The sequence below is a fragment of the Streptomyces sp. NPDC050147 genome, assembly GCF_040660195.1.
GTDB lineage: Bacteria > Actinomycetota > Actinomycetes > Streptomycetales > Streptomycetaceae > Streptomyces.
Genome location: NZ_JBFALJ010000008.1, coordinates 289,614 through 306,378, shown reverse-complemented (window position 1 = coordinate 306,378; position 16,765 = coordinate 289,614). Strand labels below are relative to the sequence as shown.

At 69.7% G+C, this 16,765-nt stretch carries 16 protein-coding genes and 1 pseudogene; 8 read left to right on the top strand and 9 right to left on the bottom strand.

Annotated features, from left to right (window positions below):
• The 4 genes and pseudogenes from AB0I94_RS15860 to AB0I94_RS15845 form a co-directional block, all read left to right on the top strand.
• A pseudogene (locus tag AB0I94_RS15860) lies at positions 1–309 on the top strand (DNA recombination/repair protein RecA); the annotation flags it as partial.
• A gap of 3 nt (positions 310–312) precedes the next feature.
• The gene (recX, locus tag AB0I94_RS15855) at positions 313–1,062 is read left to right on the top strand and encodes a recombination regulator RecX (protein WP_363310138.1); all 750 of its coding nucleotides are present in this window, start codon (positions 313–315) and stop codon (positions 1,060–1,062) included.
• Between the two features lie 330 nt (positions 1,063–1,392).
• On the top strand, positions 1,393–2,091 hold the full coding sequence (locus tag AB0I94_RS15850; RefSeq protein WP_363310137.1) for a helix-turn-helix domain-containing protein: 699 nt from the start codon (positions 1,393–1,395) through the stop codon (positions 2,089–2,091).
• On the top strand, positions 2,088–4,631 hold the full coding sequence (locus tag AB0I94_RS15845; RefSeq protein WP_363310136.1) for an FtsX-like permease family protein: 2,544 nt from the start codon (positions 2,088–2,090) through the stop codon (positions 4,629–4,631). The genes AB0I94_RS15850 and AB0I94_RS15845 overlap by 4 nt, the downstream gene beginning before the upstream one ends.
• Before the next feature lie 121 nt (positions 4,632–4,752).
• On the opposite strand, the gene AB0I94_RS15840 is transcribed toward AB0I94_RS15845, so the two are convergent.
• The 8 genes from AB0I94_RS15840 to AB0I94_RS15805 form a co-directional block, all read right to left on the bottom strand.
• Complete coding sequence (locus AB0I94_RS15840) at positions 4,753–5,121, bottom strand: rhodanese-like domain-containing protein (protein ID WP_363310151.1); 369 nt, start codon at positions 5,119–5,121, stop codon at positions 4,753–4,755.
• Between the two features lie 104 nt (positions 5,122–5,225).
• A complete protein-coding gene (locus tag AB0I94_RS15835) occupies positions 5,226–5,780 on the bottom strand; it encodes a cysteine dioxygenase (protein WP_363310135.1) in 555 nt (184 codons plus the stop codon).
• Positions 5,781–5,849: 69 nt separating this feature from the next.
• Positions 5,850–6,095, bottom strand: coding sequence for a putative leader peptide (locus AB0I94_RS15830; RefSeq protein WP_363310134.1), 246 nt, complete (start codon positions 6,093–6,095; stop codon positions 5,850–5,852).
• The gene (locus AB0I94_RS15825; protein ID WP_363310133.1) at positions 5,980–7,623 is read right to left on the bottom strand and encodes an FAD-dependent monooxygenase; all 1,644 of its coding nucleotides are present in this window, start codon (positions 7,621–7,623) and stop codon (positions 5,980–5,982) included. The genes AB0I94_RS15830 and AB0I94_RS15825 overlap by 116 nt, the downstream gene beginning before the upstream one ends.
• Positions 7,624–8,009: 386 nt before the next feature.
• The gene (locus tag AB0I94_RS15820) at positions 8,010–8,945 is read right to left on the bottom strand and encodes an amino acid ABC transporter permease (protein ID WP_363310132.1); all 936 of its coding nucleotides are present in this window, start codon (positions 8,943–8,945) and stop codon (positions 8,010–8,012) included.
• On the bottom strand, positions 8,942–9,610 hold the full coding sequence (locus AB0I94_RS15815) for an amino acid ABC transporter permease (protein ID WP_363310131.1): 669 nt from the start codon (positions 9,608–9,610) through the stop codon (positions 8,942–8,944). The genes AB0I94_RS15820 and AB0I94_RS15815 overlap by 4 nt, the downstream gene beginning before the upstream one ends.
• Before the next feature lie 113 nt (positions 9,611–9,723).
• The gene (locus AB0I94_RS15810; protein WP_363310130.1) at positions 9,724–10,557 is read right to left on the bottom strand and encodes a glutamate ABC transporter substrate-binding protein; all 834 of its coding nucleotides are present in this window, start codon (positions 10,555–10,557) and stop codon (positions 9,724–9,726) included.
• A 56-nt stretch (positions 10,558–10,613) separates the two neighbouring features.
• On the bottom strand, positions 10,614–11,393 hold the full coding sequence (locus AB0I94_RS15805) for an amino acid ABC transporter ATP-binding protein (protein WP_363310129.1): 780 nt from the start codon (positions 11,391–11,393) through the stop codon (positions 10,614–10,616).
• Positions 11,394–11,681: 288 nt separating this feature from the next.
• Between AB0I94_RS15805 and AB0I94_RS15800 the strand changes: the two genes are divergently transcribed.
• Both AB0I94_RS15800 and AB0I94_RS15795 read left to right on the top strand, forming a co-directional pair.
• A complete protein-coding gene (locus tag AB0I94_RS15800; protein ID WP_363310128.1) occupies positions 11,682–12,371 on the top strand; it encodes a response regulator transcription factor in 690 nt (229 codons plus the stop codon).
• 16 nt (positions 12,372–12,387) lie between these two features.
• Positions 12,388–13,803 (top strand): HAMP domain-containing sensor histidine kinase, encoded by a 1,416-nt coding sequence (locus AB0I94_RS15795; protein ID WP_363310127.1) that lies wholly within the window; start codon positions 12,388–12,390, stop codon positions 13,801–13,803.
• Positions 13,804–13,806: 3 nt separating this feature from the next.
• Here AB0I94_RS15795 and AB0I94_RS15790 read toward each other — a convergent pair whose 3' ends face one another.
• Positions 13,807–14,802 (bottom strand): TAXI family TRAP transporter solute-binding subunit, encoded by a 996-nt coding sequence (locus tag AB0I94_RS15790; RefSeq protein ID WP_363310126.1) that lies wholly within the window; start codon positions 14,800–14,802, stop codon positions 13,807–13,809.
• A gap of 86 nt (positions 14,803–14,888) precedes the next feature.
• Between AB0I94_RS15790 and miaB the strand changes: the two genes are divergently transcribed.
• Both miaB and AB0I94_RS15780 read left to right on the top strand, forming a co-directional pair.
• On the top strand, positions 14,889–16,409 hold the full coding sequence (miaB, locus tag AB0I94_RS15785) for a tRNA (N6-isopentenyl adenosine(37)-C2)-methylthiotransferase MiaB (protein ID WP_363310125.1): 1,521 nt from the start codon (positions 14,889–14,891) through the stop codon (positions 16,407–16,409).
• A gap of 36 nt (positions 16,410–16,445) precedes the next feature.
• Positions 16,446–16,730 (top strand): hypothetical protein, encoded by a 285-nt coding sequence (locus tag AB0I94_RS15780; RefSeq protein ID WP_363310124.1) that lies wholly within the window; start codon positions 16,446–16,448, stop codon positions 16,728–16,730.
• Positions 16,731–16,765 lie beyond the last annotated feature (35 nt).

Genomic DNA, 16,765 nt, shown 5'->3' with positions numbered 1-16,765 from the left:
ATCGACATGGGCGTGGAGAACGGCTTCGTCCGCAAGGCGGGCGCCTGGTACACGTACGAGGGCGACCAGCTCGGCCAGGGCAAGGAGAACGCCCGGAACTTCCTCAAGGACAACCCCGATCTCGCCAACGAGATCGAGAGGAAGATCAAGGAGAAGCTGGGCGTCGGCGTGAAGCCGCAGGAGGAGGAGCCGACCGCCGAGGCGGGCAAGGACGAAAAGGCGGGTGCGGCGCCCGAGGATGCCGCCAAGACGGTGCCCGCGCCGGCGACCAAGGCCACCAAGCCCAAGGCCGCCGCGGCCAAGAGCTGATCCATGACGCGGCGCACGGACTGGGCGGACCAGATCACTCCTGAGTACCACACCGACCCCGCGGGCCGAGGGCTCGCGGACGGTGTGGATCAGAGTGGCGCCGATCAGGAGGGCGACGACACCGGCTTCCGCGGGGGCGGTGGCCGACGGGGGCGCCGACGACGTGGCGGCTTCGGTGAAAGCCGAGGCGACGGCCCACAGGACAGCGGTCCCCCTTCCTCGTCGAGGGCCGAGAAGGGGGAGCCGCCGACAGGGGACCCGGGCGAGAAGGCGCGGGCGATCTGCCTGCGGCTGCTCACCGGGACCCCGCGCACGCGCAAACAGCTGGCGGACGCGCTGCGCAAGCGAGACATCCCGGAGGACGTGGCGGAGGAAGTGCTGACGCGCTTCGAAGAGGTCGGCCTGATCAACGACGGTGCCTTCGCGGGCGCGTGGGTGGAGTCCCGGCACCACGGCCGGGGCCTGGCCCGACGGGCGCTCGCGCAGGAGCTGCGTACGAAGGGCGTGGACGCCACGCTGATCGAGGAAGCCGTAGGGCAGCTCGACTCGGAGCAGGAGGAGGCGACCGCGCGCGAGTTGGTCGCCCGCAAGCTCCGCGCCACCCGGGGCCTCGACCGCGACAAGCGTCTGCGCCGCCTCGCGGGCATGCTCGCCCGCAAGGGCTACTCGGAAGGCCTGGCACTCCGGATCGTCCGGCAGGCCATCGAGGAAGAGGGCGAGGACGCGGGGGAGTTGGGGTACGAAGGGGGCTGAACCGACCAGGGCCCTCGCGGGGGTGGGGCTCAGGTCAGGGCCGGGCAGCGCGGCGCGAACCGCGGCCCGGCCCTTCCGCGTTCCGCGGGGGGCTCTTCGAGGGGGCGGCTCGCGGCCTCGGGCCGCCAGACCGCTCCCGCAACTTCCTCTTCCTGGCCCCCTCTTCTCGACCTCTGTTCCCGATCCCCTTTCTCGACCCCTCGCTCGACCCCCTCTTCTCAACTCCCTTCCCAGCTCCCCTTCTTCGCCTGAAGGGTGGGGTTAACCCCCTATCGAAGACGCCGGTCCACCGCACTGCAAAGGAACCTGTGCACAGGCGACTGTGTACGCATGGCAAAGGAACCCGGCACGACCGGCGCCCCGGACGACACGACCGACGGCGCCCCGGAGGAGCTGCGCGACCTCCGCGTCCTCAAGGCGCTGGCCCAGCCCCGGCGTCAGCAGATGCTGCAGCACCTCACCGTGCACGGCCCGGCCACCTCGGCGACGCTCGCCAGGGCGCTCGGCCTCAACACCGGCGCCACCAGCTACCACCTGCGTGAGCTCGCCCGCTACGGCTTCGTCGAGGAGACCGCGGGTACGGGCCACGGCCGCGAACGCTGGTGGCGCGTGATCCCCGGCGACCGGCGCTTCCCGCCCCGCAGCAAGCAGAACGCCGAGACGCGGCTCGTGATGGACGAGCTGAACCATCTCTCGTACGCCGCCGACCTGGAGCTCTTCGAGCGGCTGCAGCGAGACGCCGGCGGTGACACCGGCGACGCCGAACTCGGTGAATGGGCCGACGCGTTTCCGTACTCGCGCGGCACGATCCGGCTCACGCTCCCCGAACTCCGCGAGTTCTTCGAGGAGTACATCGCCCTGCTCAACCGCTACAAGCGCCCCGACGCAGAGACGCCGGCCGACGCCCGCACCGTACTCACCCGGCTCCTGGCCTTCCCGGCGCCCGCGCCAGCCTCTGCCCCGACCTCTTCGCCCTCCCATTCCTCCCCCTCCTCCCCCTCCTCCTTCGAACCCGAGGCGACGTCATGATGCTGCGCTACGCACTGCAGACAGTCCGAGACCGCAAGGGCGGATTCCTCGGTGCCTTCCTGGCACTGATGTGCGCTGCCGCGCTCATCACGGCCTGCGGCACCCTCCTGGAGACGGGCCTGCGCGGCACCATCCAGACCGAGCGCTACGCCGCAGCCCCCGTGATCGTCTCCGCAGACCAGAACGTCCACCAGACCACGGTCAAGCACAAGAAGGGCAAGACCAAGGTCAAGCACAAGGCCAAGCCGATCGCCGAGCGGGCCTGGTTGTCGGACGACATCGCGGACAAGCTCAAGGGCGTGCGGGGCATCGGCAAAGTCGTACCCGAACTCACGTTCCTCGCCACACCGTTGGTCCCCGCGGTAGGCGACCTCACCGACAAGCCCGCGTACGGCCATGCATGGGAGTCGGCCGCGCTGACCCCCTTCCGCCTCGTCGAGGGCAAGGCCCCGCGCGCCACAGGCGATCTCGTCATCGACAGCGGCCTCGCCGGACGCGCCCACCTCAAGGCCGGCGACCGCCTCACCGTCCAGTCGACACAGGCGCCACGCTCCTACCGCATCACCGGTGTAGCTGCCCCCTCCGAAGGCGCCCTCGCTCACCAGACGTCCCTCTTCTTCTCCTCCGCAGAGGCCGAGCGGCTCGCCGCGCACCCCGGAAAGATCACCACTCTCGGCGTCATGCCGGCCGGGGACACCGGGACGGCAGAGCTCAAGGAGGCGGTCGCGGACGCCCTCGCAGGCACGAAGGCGCAGGTCAGTGCTGGCGAAGACCGTGGCCCCGTGGAGTTCCTCGACGCGGCGGGCGCCCGCATCAAGCTGGTCAGCATGGGCGGTGCGATGGGCGGCACGTCCCTCCTCGTCGCCATCCTCGTGGTCGTCGGCACCTTCGCCCTCTCGGTGCAGCAGCGTCACCGCGAACTCGCCCTGCTCCGCGCCATCGCCGCAACCCCGAAGCAGATCCGGGGGCTTCTCGGCCGCGAGGCTCTGATCGTCGGAGCGGCCGCGGGCGTCGTCGGTTCGCTCGCGGGCATCCCGCTCGGCGGCTGGCTGCACGGCAAGTTCGTGGACATGGGCGCCGTCCCCGCCACCCTGGAGCGGACCGTCAGTGTCTTCCCGCTCCTCGTCGCCGTGGCCGCGACGCTGCTCGGGGCCTGGGCCGCCGCCCGCCTCTCCGCCCGCCGTATCGCCCGTATCCGCCCGGCCGAAGCCCTCGCCGAAGCGCGAGTCGAGCGCACCCGGCCGCCGTGGAGCCGCGTCATCGCGGGAGTCCTCCTCCTCGCCGGAGGCGCCGTACTGGTCGCCGTGCTCAGCGCGCTGCGCACCGAGCCCGCGTCGACTCCTGTGACGTTCCTGACCGTGGTGGTCCTCTCCTCCGCTGTCGCACTCCTCGGCCCCCTCCTGGTCAGGGCGGCGGCTGCCGTGCTCCGTGGCCCGCTGCGGCTCTCCGGACCCGGTGGCCGCCTCGCCCACGCCAACCTCCGCGGCAACGCGGCCCGGATGGCGGCAGCCGTCACCCCGCTCGCCCTCCTCACCGGCATGACCTGCACCGTCCTGTTCGTCCAGCCCACCCTCGGAGACGCGGCCCGCGCACAGGCCCGCGAGGGAATCCGCGCCGACTGGGTCCTGGCGGCGCAGGGCCCTGGAGTCCCGGCCGGGGCCGCGCAGAAGCTGCGTACGACCGAGGGCGTCCAGGCAGCCACGGAGGTCGTCCGCACCACCGTGCGCGTAGGGCTCGACAAGTACCCGGCGCAGGGCGTCAGCACGGCCGGTCTCACCCGCACCTGGGACCCCGACGTGACCGCCGGATCCCTCAAGGGCTTCGGCAAGGGCAGTGTCGCCGTCAGCGAACTGGCCGCCGACCAGCTCGGTCTGCGGCCCGGCAGCAGCCTGAAGCTCACGCTCGGCGACGGCACGAAGACCACGCTCAAGGTCAGCGCCGTGTATGCGCGCGGGCTCGGGTTCGGGGATCTGACCATGGCGCAGGAGCTGGTGGCCCGCCACGTCGACAACCCGCTCTCCGCCACAGTTCTGATCAAGAGCGACCGTACACAAGAGCAACTCGCGGCAGGCGTCGCGAAGTTCCCGGGAGTGCTGGTTCTCGCCCCGGCGGCCGTCGACAACCTCCAGGCCGAGCGCCAGCAGGCGAACGCCGAGGTGAACTATCTGGCCATGGGCCTCATCCTGGCCTTCACCGCGATCGCCGTCGTCAACACTCTCGCCATGTCGGTCTCCGAGCGCATCCGCGAGTTCGCGATGCTGCGCCTGGCGGGCGCGAGCCGCCGCCAGGTCCTGCGCATGCTGCGCACCGAGGCGCTGTCCGTCCTGCTCATCGGCACGGCACTCGGCAGTGGTATCGCGCTCGCCGTCCTGACCGCCTTCAGCGTCGGCATGACCGGCAGCGCCGCGCCCTCGGTCGCTCCTTTGGTGTACGTCTCCGTGGTGGCCGTCGCGGCGCTGCTCGCCCTCACCGCGACGGCGCTCCCGGGTCGCGCCGCCCTCAGGCCCCGCCCCGTCACGGTGGCGACGGCCAAGGAGTAGGCGGGTGACCGGCGAGGAGCAAGGAGTAAACAGGGACTGGAGAGGAGCAAGGAGTAAGTGGCAGGGCGCAATGGTGGGCGCCCCTTACCGGACACGGTGAGGGGCGCCCACGCGCGCGTGCTCAGCCCGCGACCGGGAGCCCGGCGGCCTTCCACGCCTGGAACCCGCCGATGAGGTCGGTCGCGTGGCGCAGCCCCAACTGCCGCAAGGAGGCGGCAGCGAGGCTCGACGCGTAGCCCTCGTTGCAGATCACGACGGCCCGCAGGTCGTGGCCGACGGCCTCCGCGGCGCGGTGGCTGCCCTGCGGGTCCAGGCGCCACTCCAGTTCGTTGCGTTCGACGACGAGGGCCCCGGGGATCAGACCGTCGCGCTCGCGCAGGGCGGCGTACCGGATGTCGACCAGGAGACCCCCTGAGGCCGCGATGTCACGCGCTTGTTCCGGGGTGACGCGGTCGAGGCCGAGCCGCACCCGCTCCAGCAACTCGTCGATGCCTACAGGGCGTTCGCCGGAGACAGGAGGTGTGCCGGCGACAGGACGTGTGCCGGTGAGGGGACGTGCGCCGGTGACGGGGCGTTCGTCGGTGGGAAGCTCACTCACTGCCAGTCCTCCGGACGCTCCACGGACTCCAGGCGCAGGACCGCGCCCGTGCGGCTGTAGCGCCGGATGCGCGGCAGCGGCGGATAGTAGGCGTGCACGGAGACGGCATGCTCGTCCGTGGACTCGTTCAGCACCTCATGCACGTGGTTCTGCCCGAACGCCCTGCCCTTGCCGACCGTCAACTCCCGCTCCCGATCGACTCCTTCGGACAGCTCCAGGGTCTTCCAGCCGTCGGTGGGCAGCCGGGCGGCGAGCGCGTTCTCCTTGAGGCTTCCGGCAGCGGTGAAGAAGGCACCCACCGACTCCGCGTGGTCGTGCCAGCCGGTGCCGGTGCCCGGCGGCCAGCCGATCAGCCAGGCTTCGCTGCCGCCGGGTCCCTCGAGACGCACCCAGGTTCGCCCCTCGGGGTCCAGCGGAAGCGAGGCGATGAGCTCTGCGTCGGCGGCACTCCTGCGTACGAATTCGAGGAGCTCGGCGGCGGTGGGCGGCGCGGACCCCGCCGTGGAGGCATGGGTGGCAGAAGCAGGCGGGGTGGAGACAGAAGCAGACACGGGGACCGTCCTGGAGGTTCGCGGAAGCGCGCGCCAAGGAGAGGGCGCGCAGAGGAGAAAGCGGCGAATTCAGCAGGACGGACGACACACGCAGCCCGCATAGCGGACGAGGTCCATATGGACCCTCCGCCACAGGCGCACATCGGTGTCGGTCACGTTTCGGAGTAGACCATGACGCTGCGTGCCGGTCAACTGCTTCTCACTGTGTGGTCGGGCGGCTCGCCGCGGCCGTCTTCTCCGCCTTCTCCTCGGCGTCCGCGCTGTCCGTACGCCGCTTCGGAGCCGCCCCGCCAAGGGCTGCCTCCGCTGCCGCATACAGCTCGGCGGGGCGCACTCCGCTGAGCGCGGTGACCAGGTGACCGTCGGGGCGGATGAGCAGCACCGAATGTGCGGGGGCCCCGGGGTAACTCTCCGCGACCAACAGTTCCGCCGGGTGCGGCAGTGCCGTGACGGCGGCGGCGAGCCGGGGCATGATCCCGGCCGTCACCCAGTGCCGCCGCTCCCACACCACCGTGCCGGGCGCGACAAGCACGACGAGCAGCTGGCTCGCTCCGAGCCGGTCGCGCAGCCGCACGAGGGACCCGTCGGGCGCCGTCACCGGCGCATCGGCGACAGGCGCTCCGGGCGCCGTGCCGACGGCCACCTCGGACTCGGAGAGCGGGGCTGCCAGCGGCGAGTCCGCGTAGGACGCCGGCGCGCCGAGGGGCCCGCGTCCCACGTGACCGTCGGTGAGGAGCGCGTCGTGCCCGCGCGCGGATCCGGGCACGTAGGAGCGCAGGCCTTTGCCGCCTCGCAGTATCGGCAGGGACTGGTCGGCGGCGCGCAGACGTGCGGCGACACTGGCGCGCCGCTCGACCTGGTAGCTGTCGAGCAGGGCGTCGTGCGCGCCGTGGTGCCAGGCCAGCGCCAGCTTCCAGGCGAGGTTGTCCGCGTCCCGCAGCCCTTCGTCGAGCCCTTGCGTACCGAGCGCGCCCAGCAGATGCGCGGCGTCGCCCGCGAGGAAGGCACGGCCGACCCGCCACCGGCGGGCCAGCCGGTGGTGGACGGTGTGCACACCGGTGTCGAGCAGCTCGTACGGCGGGGTGGAGCCGCCGCACCAGCCCGCGAGGGTCTCGCGGATGCGCACCACGAGCGCGTCCGGCGTCACCAGTTCGCCGCGCGGGGGCAGCAGCCAGTCAAGCCGCCACACTCCGCCGGCGAGCGGACGGCCCGTCACCTCGGCGCCCCCGTGGCGCCACGGGGGCATCCGGTGCAACAACGCCTGGCCGGGCCCCGGAAGTTCCGTGCGCAGCGCGGCCACGGCGTGCCGCTCGACGGCCGTACGCCCCGGAAAGCGGATGTCGAGGAGCTTGCGCACGGTCGACCGTGGTCCGTCACAACCCACCAGATAACTGCCCCGCCACCATGTGTCCTTGGGGCCGCGGGTGTGGGCGGTCAGCCCGCCCGCGTCCTGCTCCACGGAGTCGAGCTTGCTCTCCACCGCGACCTTGACGAGCCGTTCCTCGGCGATGGCCGCGCGCAGGGCACCGGTCAGCGCGTGTTGGGGCACATGGAGGGGGGCCGGCATCTCATCACTGAACGTGAGCTCCCGCATCAGCTGCTTGCGCCGCAGGGAACGCCAGCCGCCCCATCGCGCGCCCGACTCCTGGTCTCCGAACGAGCGACCGGTGAGCCGCTCCATGAGGGCCGCCGTGTCATCCCGCAGGACGACGGTCCGCGCGGGCCTCTGCTCGTCCTTGCCGGGCCCTTCGTCGAGTACGACGGTGGGTACGGAGTGACGTGAGAGGGCCAGGGCGAGCGTGAGCCCCACGGGGCCGGCGCCGACGACGATCACCGGGTCCACGGTGCGCACCCTCCCGCCACAAGGGCCCGGGAGCGCTGGACATACGTACAGGAACTGGCAGTTGGAGCCCGGTGCACGATCACAGAACGTATGCAACCCACCGCTGCTGCCTGCGTCAAGTTGCCGACCGACTGCTGTGGCGCTTGGGCGAACGTGTGACGGGGCGGTCGACAGATCACACCGGGCGTGGTCGGTATGCGACGAGGGCTGCCGCCCCGTATCGGACGGCAGCCCAACATCGGCGCCTCCGCGCCGACAGTCATTCCCTTGAAGGTCTTCGGTTGAGCGCAGGCGTGGCCAAGGAGGCTTTCGGCATAAAAATGACGGAGGCAGCGGCGATATGCCGCTGCCTCCGTGTGTCTCACCGATCGATCTGGTGGTTTCTGTTATCCGCCTCCGCCGCCTCCGCCGCCCCCGGTGTTTTCACCGTGGTCCATACGGATCGTCTTGGGGCCGATCGTCTCCAAGTTCTCGAGCGCCTCAGGACCCACCACGGCACCCGTGCTCTTCTTGGACCGCCGCATACGGCGTTCCAGCCAGGAAGCCAGGGTGGTGAGCAGCAGGTTCAGCACGATGTAGATCACCGCGACCACGATGAAGCTGGGGATGACGCTCGCGTAGTACGACGCCCCCGTCTTCCGCGCGTTGAGCAGCTCGGTGAAGCTGAGCATCGCGCCACCGAGCGCGGTGTCCTTGAGGATGACGACGAGTTGGCTGACGAGCGCCGGGAGCATGGCCGTCACGGACTGCGGAAGCAGCACGCTCGTCATCGTCTGGCCCTTGCGCAGGCCGATCGCCTTGGCCGCTTCCGTCTGGCCCTTGGGCAGCGACAGAATGCCCGCTCGCACGATCTCGGCGAGCACCGAGGCGTTGTAGAGCACCAGACCCGTGACCACCGCGTACATCGGGCGTGCATCGGTACTGATGTCGGTGGACGTCGAGTAGAACTGATTGGCGAAGACCATCAGGATCAGGACGGGAATCGCACGGAAGAACTCGACGACCACTGCGGCAGGAACCCTGATCCACTTGTGGTCGGAGAGCCGCGCGATGCCGAAGAGCGCGCCCAGCGGAAGGGCGATCACCATGGCGAGGCCCGCGGCCTTCAGCGTATTCGCGAGTCCTGGCAGGAGATACGTCGTCCACGACTCGGAGTCCGCGAGCCAGGGCTCCCACTTGGCCCATTCCAGCTGCCCCTTGTCGGACATGGCGGTCCAGACCCACCAGAGTCCCAGGAGCAGGACGACCAGGAAGAGCAGGGAGAGGAGGACGTTCCGCCGTTTGGCGCGGGGCCCGGGAGCGTCGTACAGGACGGAGGTCATCGCTTCACCGCCAGGCGCTTGCCGAGCCACCCGAGTATGAGGCCCGTCGGCAGGGTCAGCACCACGAACCCGAGGGCGAATATCGCGGTGATGAGGAGCAACTGCGCCTCATTTTCGATCATTTCCTTCATCAGCAGGGCCGCTTCCGCCACACCGATGGCCGCCGCGACCGTGGTGTTCTTCGTCAGGGCGATCAGTACGTTGGTGAGAGGGCCGATAACGGAGCGGAAAGCCTGCGGCAGCACGATGAGACCGAGGACCTGACTGAAGCTCAGCCCGATGGCGCGCGCGGCCTCCGCCTGGCCCACCGGCACGGTGTTGATGCCGGACCGGACCGCCTCACACACGAACGCAGCCGTGTAGGCGCCGAGGCCGAGCACCGCGAGCCGGAAGCTCATGACGTCGACGTCGTCGGACGCGCCCAGGGTGATACCGAAGACATCGGCGAGCCCGAGCGAGCTGAACACGATGATGACGGTCAGTGGGATGTTCCGCACGATGTTGACGTATGCGGTACCGAACCAACGCATGACCGGAACCGGGCTGACCCGCATGGCGGCCAGCAGGGTGCCCCAGACCAAGGAACCGATGCCTGCGAAGACGGTGAGCTTCACCGTCATCCAGAAGGCCTCGAGCAAGTCGTAGTCTTCAAGAAAGTCGAACACGATCTCCCGCGCTCTCGCATGTGGTGATGGCGAGGTACGCCGCCGCTCGAGCGCGGCGGCGTACCGGCGTGTGCCCTGTCAGTGGACCGGCTCCAGGAGCCGCTCCCACGAGGTCACTTGACGATGTCGCCGATCTTCGGGGCGGGCTCGTTCTTGTAGTTGGCCGGACCGAAGTTCTTCTTGACGGCCTTGTCCCAGGACTTGTCCGAGACCATCTTTTCGAGGGCCTTGTTGATCTTGTCCTTGAGCTTGGTGTCGCCCTTCTTGACGCCGATGCCGTAGTTCTCGTTGGTCAGCTTCAGGCCGGCGAGCTTGTACTTGCCCTTGTACTGCTCCTGCGCCGCGTAGCCGGCGAGGATCGAGTCGTCCGTGGTCAGCGCGTCCACAGCGCCGCTGCCCAGTCCGTCGATGCACTCGGAGTAGGTGCCGTACTCGCGCAGCTGGGCCTTCGGCGCGATCTCCTTCTTGACGTTCTGCGCCGAGGTGGAGCCGGTGACCGAGCAGAGCTTCTTGCCGTTGAGGTCCGTGCCCTTGGTGATCTTGTCATCGGAGCGGACGAGCAGATCCTGGTGGGCAAGGAGGTACGGTCCCGCGAAGTCGACCTTCTCCTCGCGCTCGTCGTTGATCGAGTACGACGCCGCGATGAACTTCACGTCGCCACGCTGCAGGGCGGTCTCGCGGTCGGCGCTGGGAGTTTCCTTCCACTCGATGTCCCCGGCCTCGTAGCCGAGCTCCTTGGCGACGTAGGTCGCGACATCGACGTCGAAGCCGGTGTAGCCGTCCGGCGTCTTCAGGCCGATACCCGGCTGGTCGAACTTGATGCCGATGGTGATCTTCTTGCCACCACCGGAACCCTTGTCGTCCTTGTCGTCCGAACCGCAGGCGGTGGCGGTGACGGAGAGCGCGAGCACGGCAGCGGCAGCCGCAGTGACCTTGCGAGCCTTCATGGTGAACATCCTTTGTGTCGGCAGAAGAAAGTTGAGACGCAGGAAAGCGCCATGCGTCAGTGGTGAAGGATCTTCGACAGGAAGTCCTTGGCCCGGTCGCTGCGCGGGTTGCTGAAGAACTGGTCCGGCACGGCCTCTTCGACGATCCGGCCGTCCGCCATGAAGACGACGCGGTTGGCCGCCGAGCGTGCGAAGCCCATCTCGTGGGTGACCACGACCATGGTCATGCCGTCGCGAGCGAGCTGCTGCATGACCTCCAGGACCTCGTTGATCATCTCCGGGTCGAGCGCCGACGTGGGCTCGTCGAAGAGCATCACCTTCGGGTCCATGGCCAACGCGCGGGCGATCGCGACACGTTGCTGCTGGCCACCGGAGAGCTGCGCGGGGTACTTGTCGGCCTGCGAGGCGACACCGACGCGGTCCAGAAGACCGCGTGCCTTCGTCTCGGCCTCCGCCTTCGACGTCTTGCGCACCTTGATCTGGCCCAGCATCACGTTCTCGAGCACGGTCTTGTGCGCGAAAAGGTTGAACGACTGGAAGACCATGCCCACGTCCGCACGGAGACGGGCGAGCTCCTTGCCCTCCTGGGGCAGCGGCTTGCCGTCGATCGAGATCTCTCCCGACTCGACCGTCTCCAGACGGTTGATGGCACGGCACAGCGTCGACTTGCCCGACCCGGAGGGGCCGATCACGACGACGACCTCACCCCGGGTGATGGTCAGGTCGATGTCCTGGAGGACGTGCAGAGCGCCGAAGTGCTTGTTGACGTTCTTCAGCACGACCAGGTCGTCCGCCCCGGGCGGTATGGCGTCCTTGGTCACCGAAACTTCGGTCACGGGTTGTTGCTCCATCCTCCTCGGTTGGGAGGACAGTAATAACCCGGTGCGACCAGCGTCATTACATCTGAGGGGAAATTGAGCATAACGATCCGGCCGCAACCGGACACACCGTGTGAACGGGGACGCCCGGGCGCGTACCGGCTCCATAACGGAACGTGCTCGTGACCCGAACCCTCTTGACGCGGTCCTTATCCATCGGCGTGGATGCGATGGTGCGTGTGCACGCGCGCGTACCGGCCATCGGCGAGCGCGAACCGAACGACCGATGAACCGGAGGGGGCCCGTATGAGACTGCTCCTCGTCGAAGACGACGATCACGTGGCCGCCGCCCTGTCGGCGGTCCTGGCCAGGCACGGCTTCGACGTCGTGCACGCCCGCAGCGGCGAGGAAGCGCTGCAGGCCCTGCTGCCCGGCGAAACGGCACCCTTCGGAGTCGTGCTCCTCGATCTGGGGCTGCCCGATCAGGACGGCTACGAAGTGTGCGGAAAGATCCGCAAGCGCGGATCGATCCCGGTGATCATGGTGACGGCGCGTGCCGACGTGCGCTCGCGGATCCATGGCCTGAATCTCGGGGCCGATGACTACGTGGTGAAGCCGTACGACACCGGGGAGCTGATCGCCCGCATCCACGCGGTCATCCGGCGGCCCCCGTCCGGCGTCGCGGCGGGCCCCGCGGACAGCGAACTGCGCCTCGGCTCCGTACGCATCGAACTGCCCACCCGGCAGGTCAGCGTGGACGGTTCGACGGTCCAACTGACCCGCAAGGAGTTCGATCTGCTCGCGCTCCTCGCGCAGCGGCCCGGCGTGGTCTTCCGCCGGGAGCAGATCATCAGCGAGGTGTGGCGCACCAGCTGGGAGGGGACGGGACGCACGCTTGAGGTGCATGTCGCCTCCCTGCGCTCCAAGTTGCACATGCCGGCCCTGATCGAGACCGTCCGGGGCGTGGGCTATCGGCTCGTCGCCCCGGCCGCGTAGCGAGTAGCGAGGCCAGGTGCGCTCTCGCCTCCTCCCGCTGCTCATCGTCCTCATGGCGGGCGTACTGCTCGCCCTCGGCTTCCCGCTCGCGGTGAGCGTGGCGGCGGCACAGCAGCAGAAGGTGGTCATCGACCGGATCGACGACACGGCGCGGTTCGCGGCGCTCGCGCAGTTCGTCACGAAACGTCCTACGGGTTCGCGCTTGCGGGACAAGGACGAACGACGCGAAACCCTCCAGACCGAACTCGACTACTACCACGAGGTCTACGGGATCAAGGCGGGCGTCTTCTTCCGGGACGGTGAGCCCATGGCTCACGCCCCCGCGGACTGGTTCCTGCCTCCCCGGGGCGCCGAGGCACGGGAGGCCTTCGAGGAGGCCCTCAGGTCCCGTGGAAGCCATGATCCGCGTCAGGTGTGGCCTTGGCAGCGCGGCCGGCTCGTCGTCGCCTCTCCGGTGATCAGGGACGGGGACGTCATCGCCGTCGTCGTCACCGACTCGCCCACGGGACGCATGCGTTCGAAGACGCTGCAGGGGTGGCTGCTCATCGGTGCCGGCGAGTTGGCGGCGATGCTCCTCGCGGTGGGGGCCGCGCTGCGCCTCACCGGCTGGGTGCTGCGCCCGGTACGGGTCCTGGACGCGACCACCCACGACATCGCGACCGGGCGCCTGAAGTCGCGGGTGGCGGCCGCGGGCGGACCGCCGGAACTGAGGCGCCTGGCCCGGTCGTTCAACGAGATGGCCGACAACGTCGAGGACGTGCTCGAGCAGCAGCGGGCCTTCGTCGCCGACGCCTCGCACCAACTGCGCAACCCGCTCTCCGCCCTGCTGCTCCGCATCGAGCTGCTCGCCCTCGAACTGCCCGAGGGGAACGAGGAGATCGCCTCCGTGCGCACCGAGGGCAAACGCCTCGCCCAGGTGCTCGACGACCTCCTGGGCCTCGCCCTGGCCGAGCACGCCGCGGCCGACCTGCAGCTCACCGACATCGGCGAGCTCGCGGCCGAACGCGTCGGTGCCTGGCGGCCGCTCGCCGAGGAGCACGGGGTACGGCTGACGGGCCACTGCCCGGCGACCACCGGCTGGGCCGACCCGGTCGCCCTCTCCAGCGCCCTTGACGCGGTGATCGACAACGCCCTCAAGTTCACGCCCGAGGGCGAGGAGGTGCGGGTGGAGGTCTCCTGGAGCGGTGAGCGGACGACCATAGTGATCACGGACGGCGGTCCCGGCCTCACCGAGGACGAACTCGCCCGCGTCGGTGACCGCTTCTGGCGCAGCAACCGCCATCAGAACGTCAAGGGATCCGGCCTCGGCCTGTCGATCTCGCGCGCCCTGCTCACCGCGGGCGGCGGTTCGATCGCGTACGAGCAGAACGAGCCGCACGGACTGCGGGTGACCGTCGGCGTCCCGCGCGACGAACCGGGGCACAGGGCCTGACGGCTACGGCTTGACCGACTGGTAGTAGCGCCGCGCGCCCTCGTGCAGGGTGAGCGGGTCCGTGTAGAGCGCCGTCCGCAGGTCCACGAGCTGGGCCGCGTGCACCTCGCCGCCGATGTGATCGCGGCTGTCGATCACCGTGCGGGTCAGCCCCTCCGTCAGCTTCGGGTCCGCCCGGTCCGTCGTGACCAGGAGATTCGCCACGGCCAGGGTCGGTACGGCGTCGTTCTGCTGGGCGGCGGGATAGGCGTCGGCGGGCATCACCGCCGCCCGGTAGTAGCGGGAGGCCCCGCCCTGCTTGTGCAGCGCTTCGACAAGGGTGCCGAGCTCCACGAGGCGAATGTCGAACTCTTCGGAGAGCAGCCGCACCGTGGTGGTCGGCAGCCCGCCCGACCAGAAGAAGGCGTCGATGTCGCCCTTCTTGAGAAGATCGGGCGCCTTGTCGATACCGGCGTCCACCGCCGTGAGGTCCTTCTCGAAGTCGATACCGGCGGCCTTGAGCACCCGGTCCGCTATCAGCCGCACACCCGAGCGCGGCTGCCCCACGGCCACCTTCTTGCCCCGCAGGTCCTGCGCCTCGTCGATGTCCGACGAACGCCGGACGACGAGCTGCACGTAGTCGTCGTACAGCCGCGCACAACCCCGCAGCCCTTCCGCGCCCGCACGCCCCTCCAGGCGGTACTTCTCCACGGCGTCGGCGGCGGCGATGGTGAAATCGGCCTTCCCCGTGGCCACCCGCTCGACGTTCTGCTGCGACCCCTCGCTGTTGAGCAGCTCCACGTCCACCTTGGGCATGTCATGGGAGACCGCGGTCCGCAGGAGCTTGCCGTACCGCTCGTACACCGCGTTCTTCACGCCCGTGCTGAACGTCATCCGGCCCCCCGGAGAGTCGTCGCCCACCGGAACGAGCCACCACATCAGGAGCCCGAAGACCACGAGGGCGGCCGCCGCACCCTGGAGTGCGCGCCGCCTGCTGATGTGGGGGAGTGCCGTGAGCATGCGCGCGATCCTGCCAGGCCGCTCGCCGAAATGGCCAGGGCCGAGCTCCCGGCAGGGACACTCCCGCGACCGCCTACCCTTGTCACATGAGCAGCGGCGACCGGGGACAGGCAGTGGGCGTAAAAGGAACGTACGAGGTACGCACTTACGGGTGCCAGATGAACGTCCACGATTCGGAGCGCCTCTCCGGTCTCCTCGAGGGCGCCGGCTACGAACGCGCGCCGGAGGGCTCGGACGGCGACGCCGACGTGGTCGTCTTCAACACCTGCGCCGTGCGGGAGAACGCCGACAACCGTCTGTACGGGAACCTCGGCCGCCTGGCGCCGATGAAGACCAAGCGGCCCGGCATGCAGATCGCCGTCGGCGGCTGCCTGGCTCAGAAGGACCGCGACACCATCGTCGAGAAGGCGCCCTGGGTCGACGTCGTCTTCGGGACGCACAACATCGGCAAACTGCCGGTCCTCCTGGAGCGGGCCCGCGTCCAGGAAGAGGCACAGGTCGAGATCGCCGAGTCCCTGGAGGCGTTCCCCTCGACGCTGCCCACGCGCCGCGAGAGCGCGTACGCGGCATGGGTCTCCATCTCCGTGGGCTGCAACAACACCTGCACGTTCTGCATCGTGCCCGCCCTGCGCGGCAAGGAGAAGGACCGCAGGACCGGCGACATCCTCGCCGAGATCGAGGCGCTCGTCGCTGAGGGCGTCTCCGAGATCACGCTGCTCGGCCAGAACGTGAACGCGTACGGCTCGGACATCGGCGACCGCGAGGCCTTCAGCAAGCTCCTGCGGGCCTGCGGGAAGATCGAGGGCCTGGAGCGCGTGCGCTTCACGTCCCCGCACCCGCGCGACTTCACCGACGACGTGATCGCCGCCATGGCCGAGACCCCGAACGTGATGCCGCAGCTGCACATGCCGCTCCAGTCCGGCTCGGACCCGATCCTGAAGGCCATGCGCCGCTCGTACCGCCAGGACCGCTTCCTCGGGATCATCGAGAAGGTCCGCGCCGCCATGCCCGAGGCCGCCATCACCACGGACATCATCGTCGGCTTCCCCGGGGAGACCGAGGAGGACTTCGAGCAGACGATGCACGTGGTCCGCGAGGCCCGCTTCGCCAACGCCTTCACCTTCCAGTACTCCAAGCGCCCCGGTACGCCCGCGGCGACCATGGAGGGGCAGATCCCCAAGGAGGTCGTGCAGGCGCGTTACATGCGTCTGTCCGCCCTCCAGGAGCAGATCGCCTGGGACGAGAACAAGAAGCAGGTCGGCAGGGTCCTCGACCTGATGGTGGCCGAGGGCGAGGGCCGCAAGGACGGCGCCACCCACCGTCTCTCCGGACGCGCGCCCGACAACCGCCTGGTGCACTTCACCAAGCCGGACACCGAGGTCCGCCCCGGCGACGTCGTGACGGTGGAGATCACGTACGCGGCGCCGCACCACCTGCTCGCCGAGGGCCCCGTCCTGAACGTGCGCCCCACGCGCGCGGGCGACGCCTGGGAGAAGCGCAACACCGAGGCGGCCGCCAAGCCCGCGGGCGTGATGCTCGGGCTGCCCAAGGTGGGCGCCCCCGAGCCGCTTCCGGTCGCGTCCGGCAGCGGCTGCGGCATCGACTGACCGAGGCGAACGGCGGACCACGGGGGAGACGGGCCGATGGCGCGCTGGGCGCTGATGATGGAGAACCCGCCGGGGCCGGGGGCATGGCATCTGTTCGAGCTGATGGCCACGGTGGACGGCACGCGTGAGGAGGCGGTGGAGCGGTTCGCGGAATTCGTCCGCCTCTACCGCCCCAAGCACCCGCGCCATCCCGTAAGGATGCGGCGTTACCGCACGGCCGACGGCTGGATGGTGATCGGCGACGGCTCGTCCGGGGGCTCGTTCCCGTACCGCTTCTCGATCTCCGAGCTGGAGTGGGACTCGGGCCCGATCTCGTACTAGGACGCGTTCCTCCTGGCGCGCGTTACGCTGCGGAT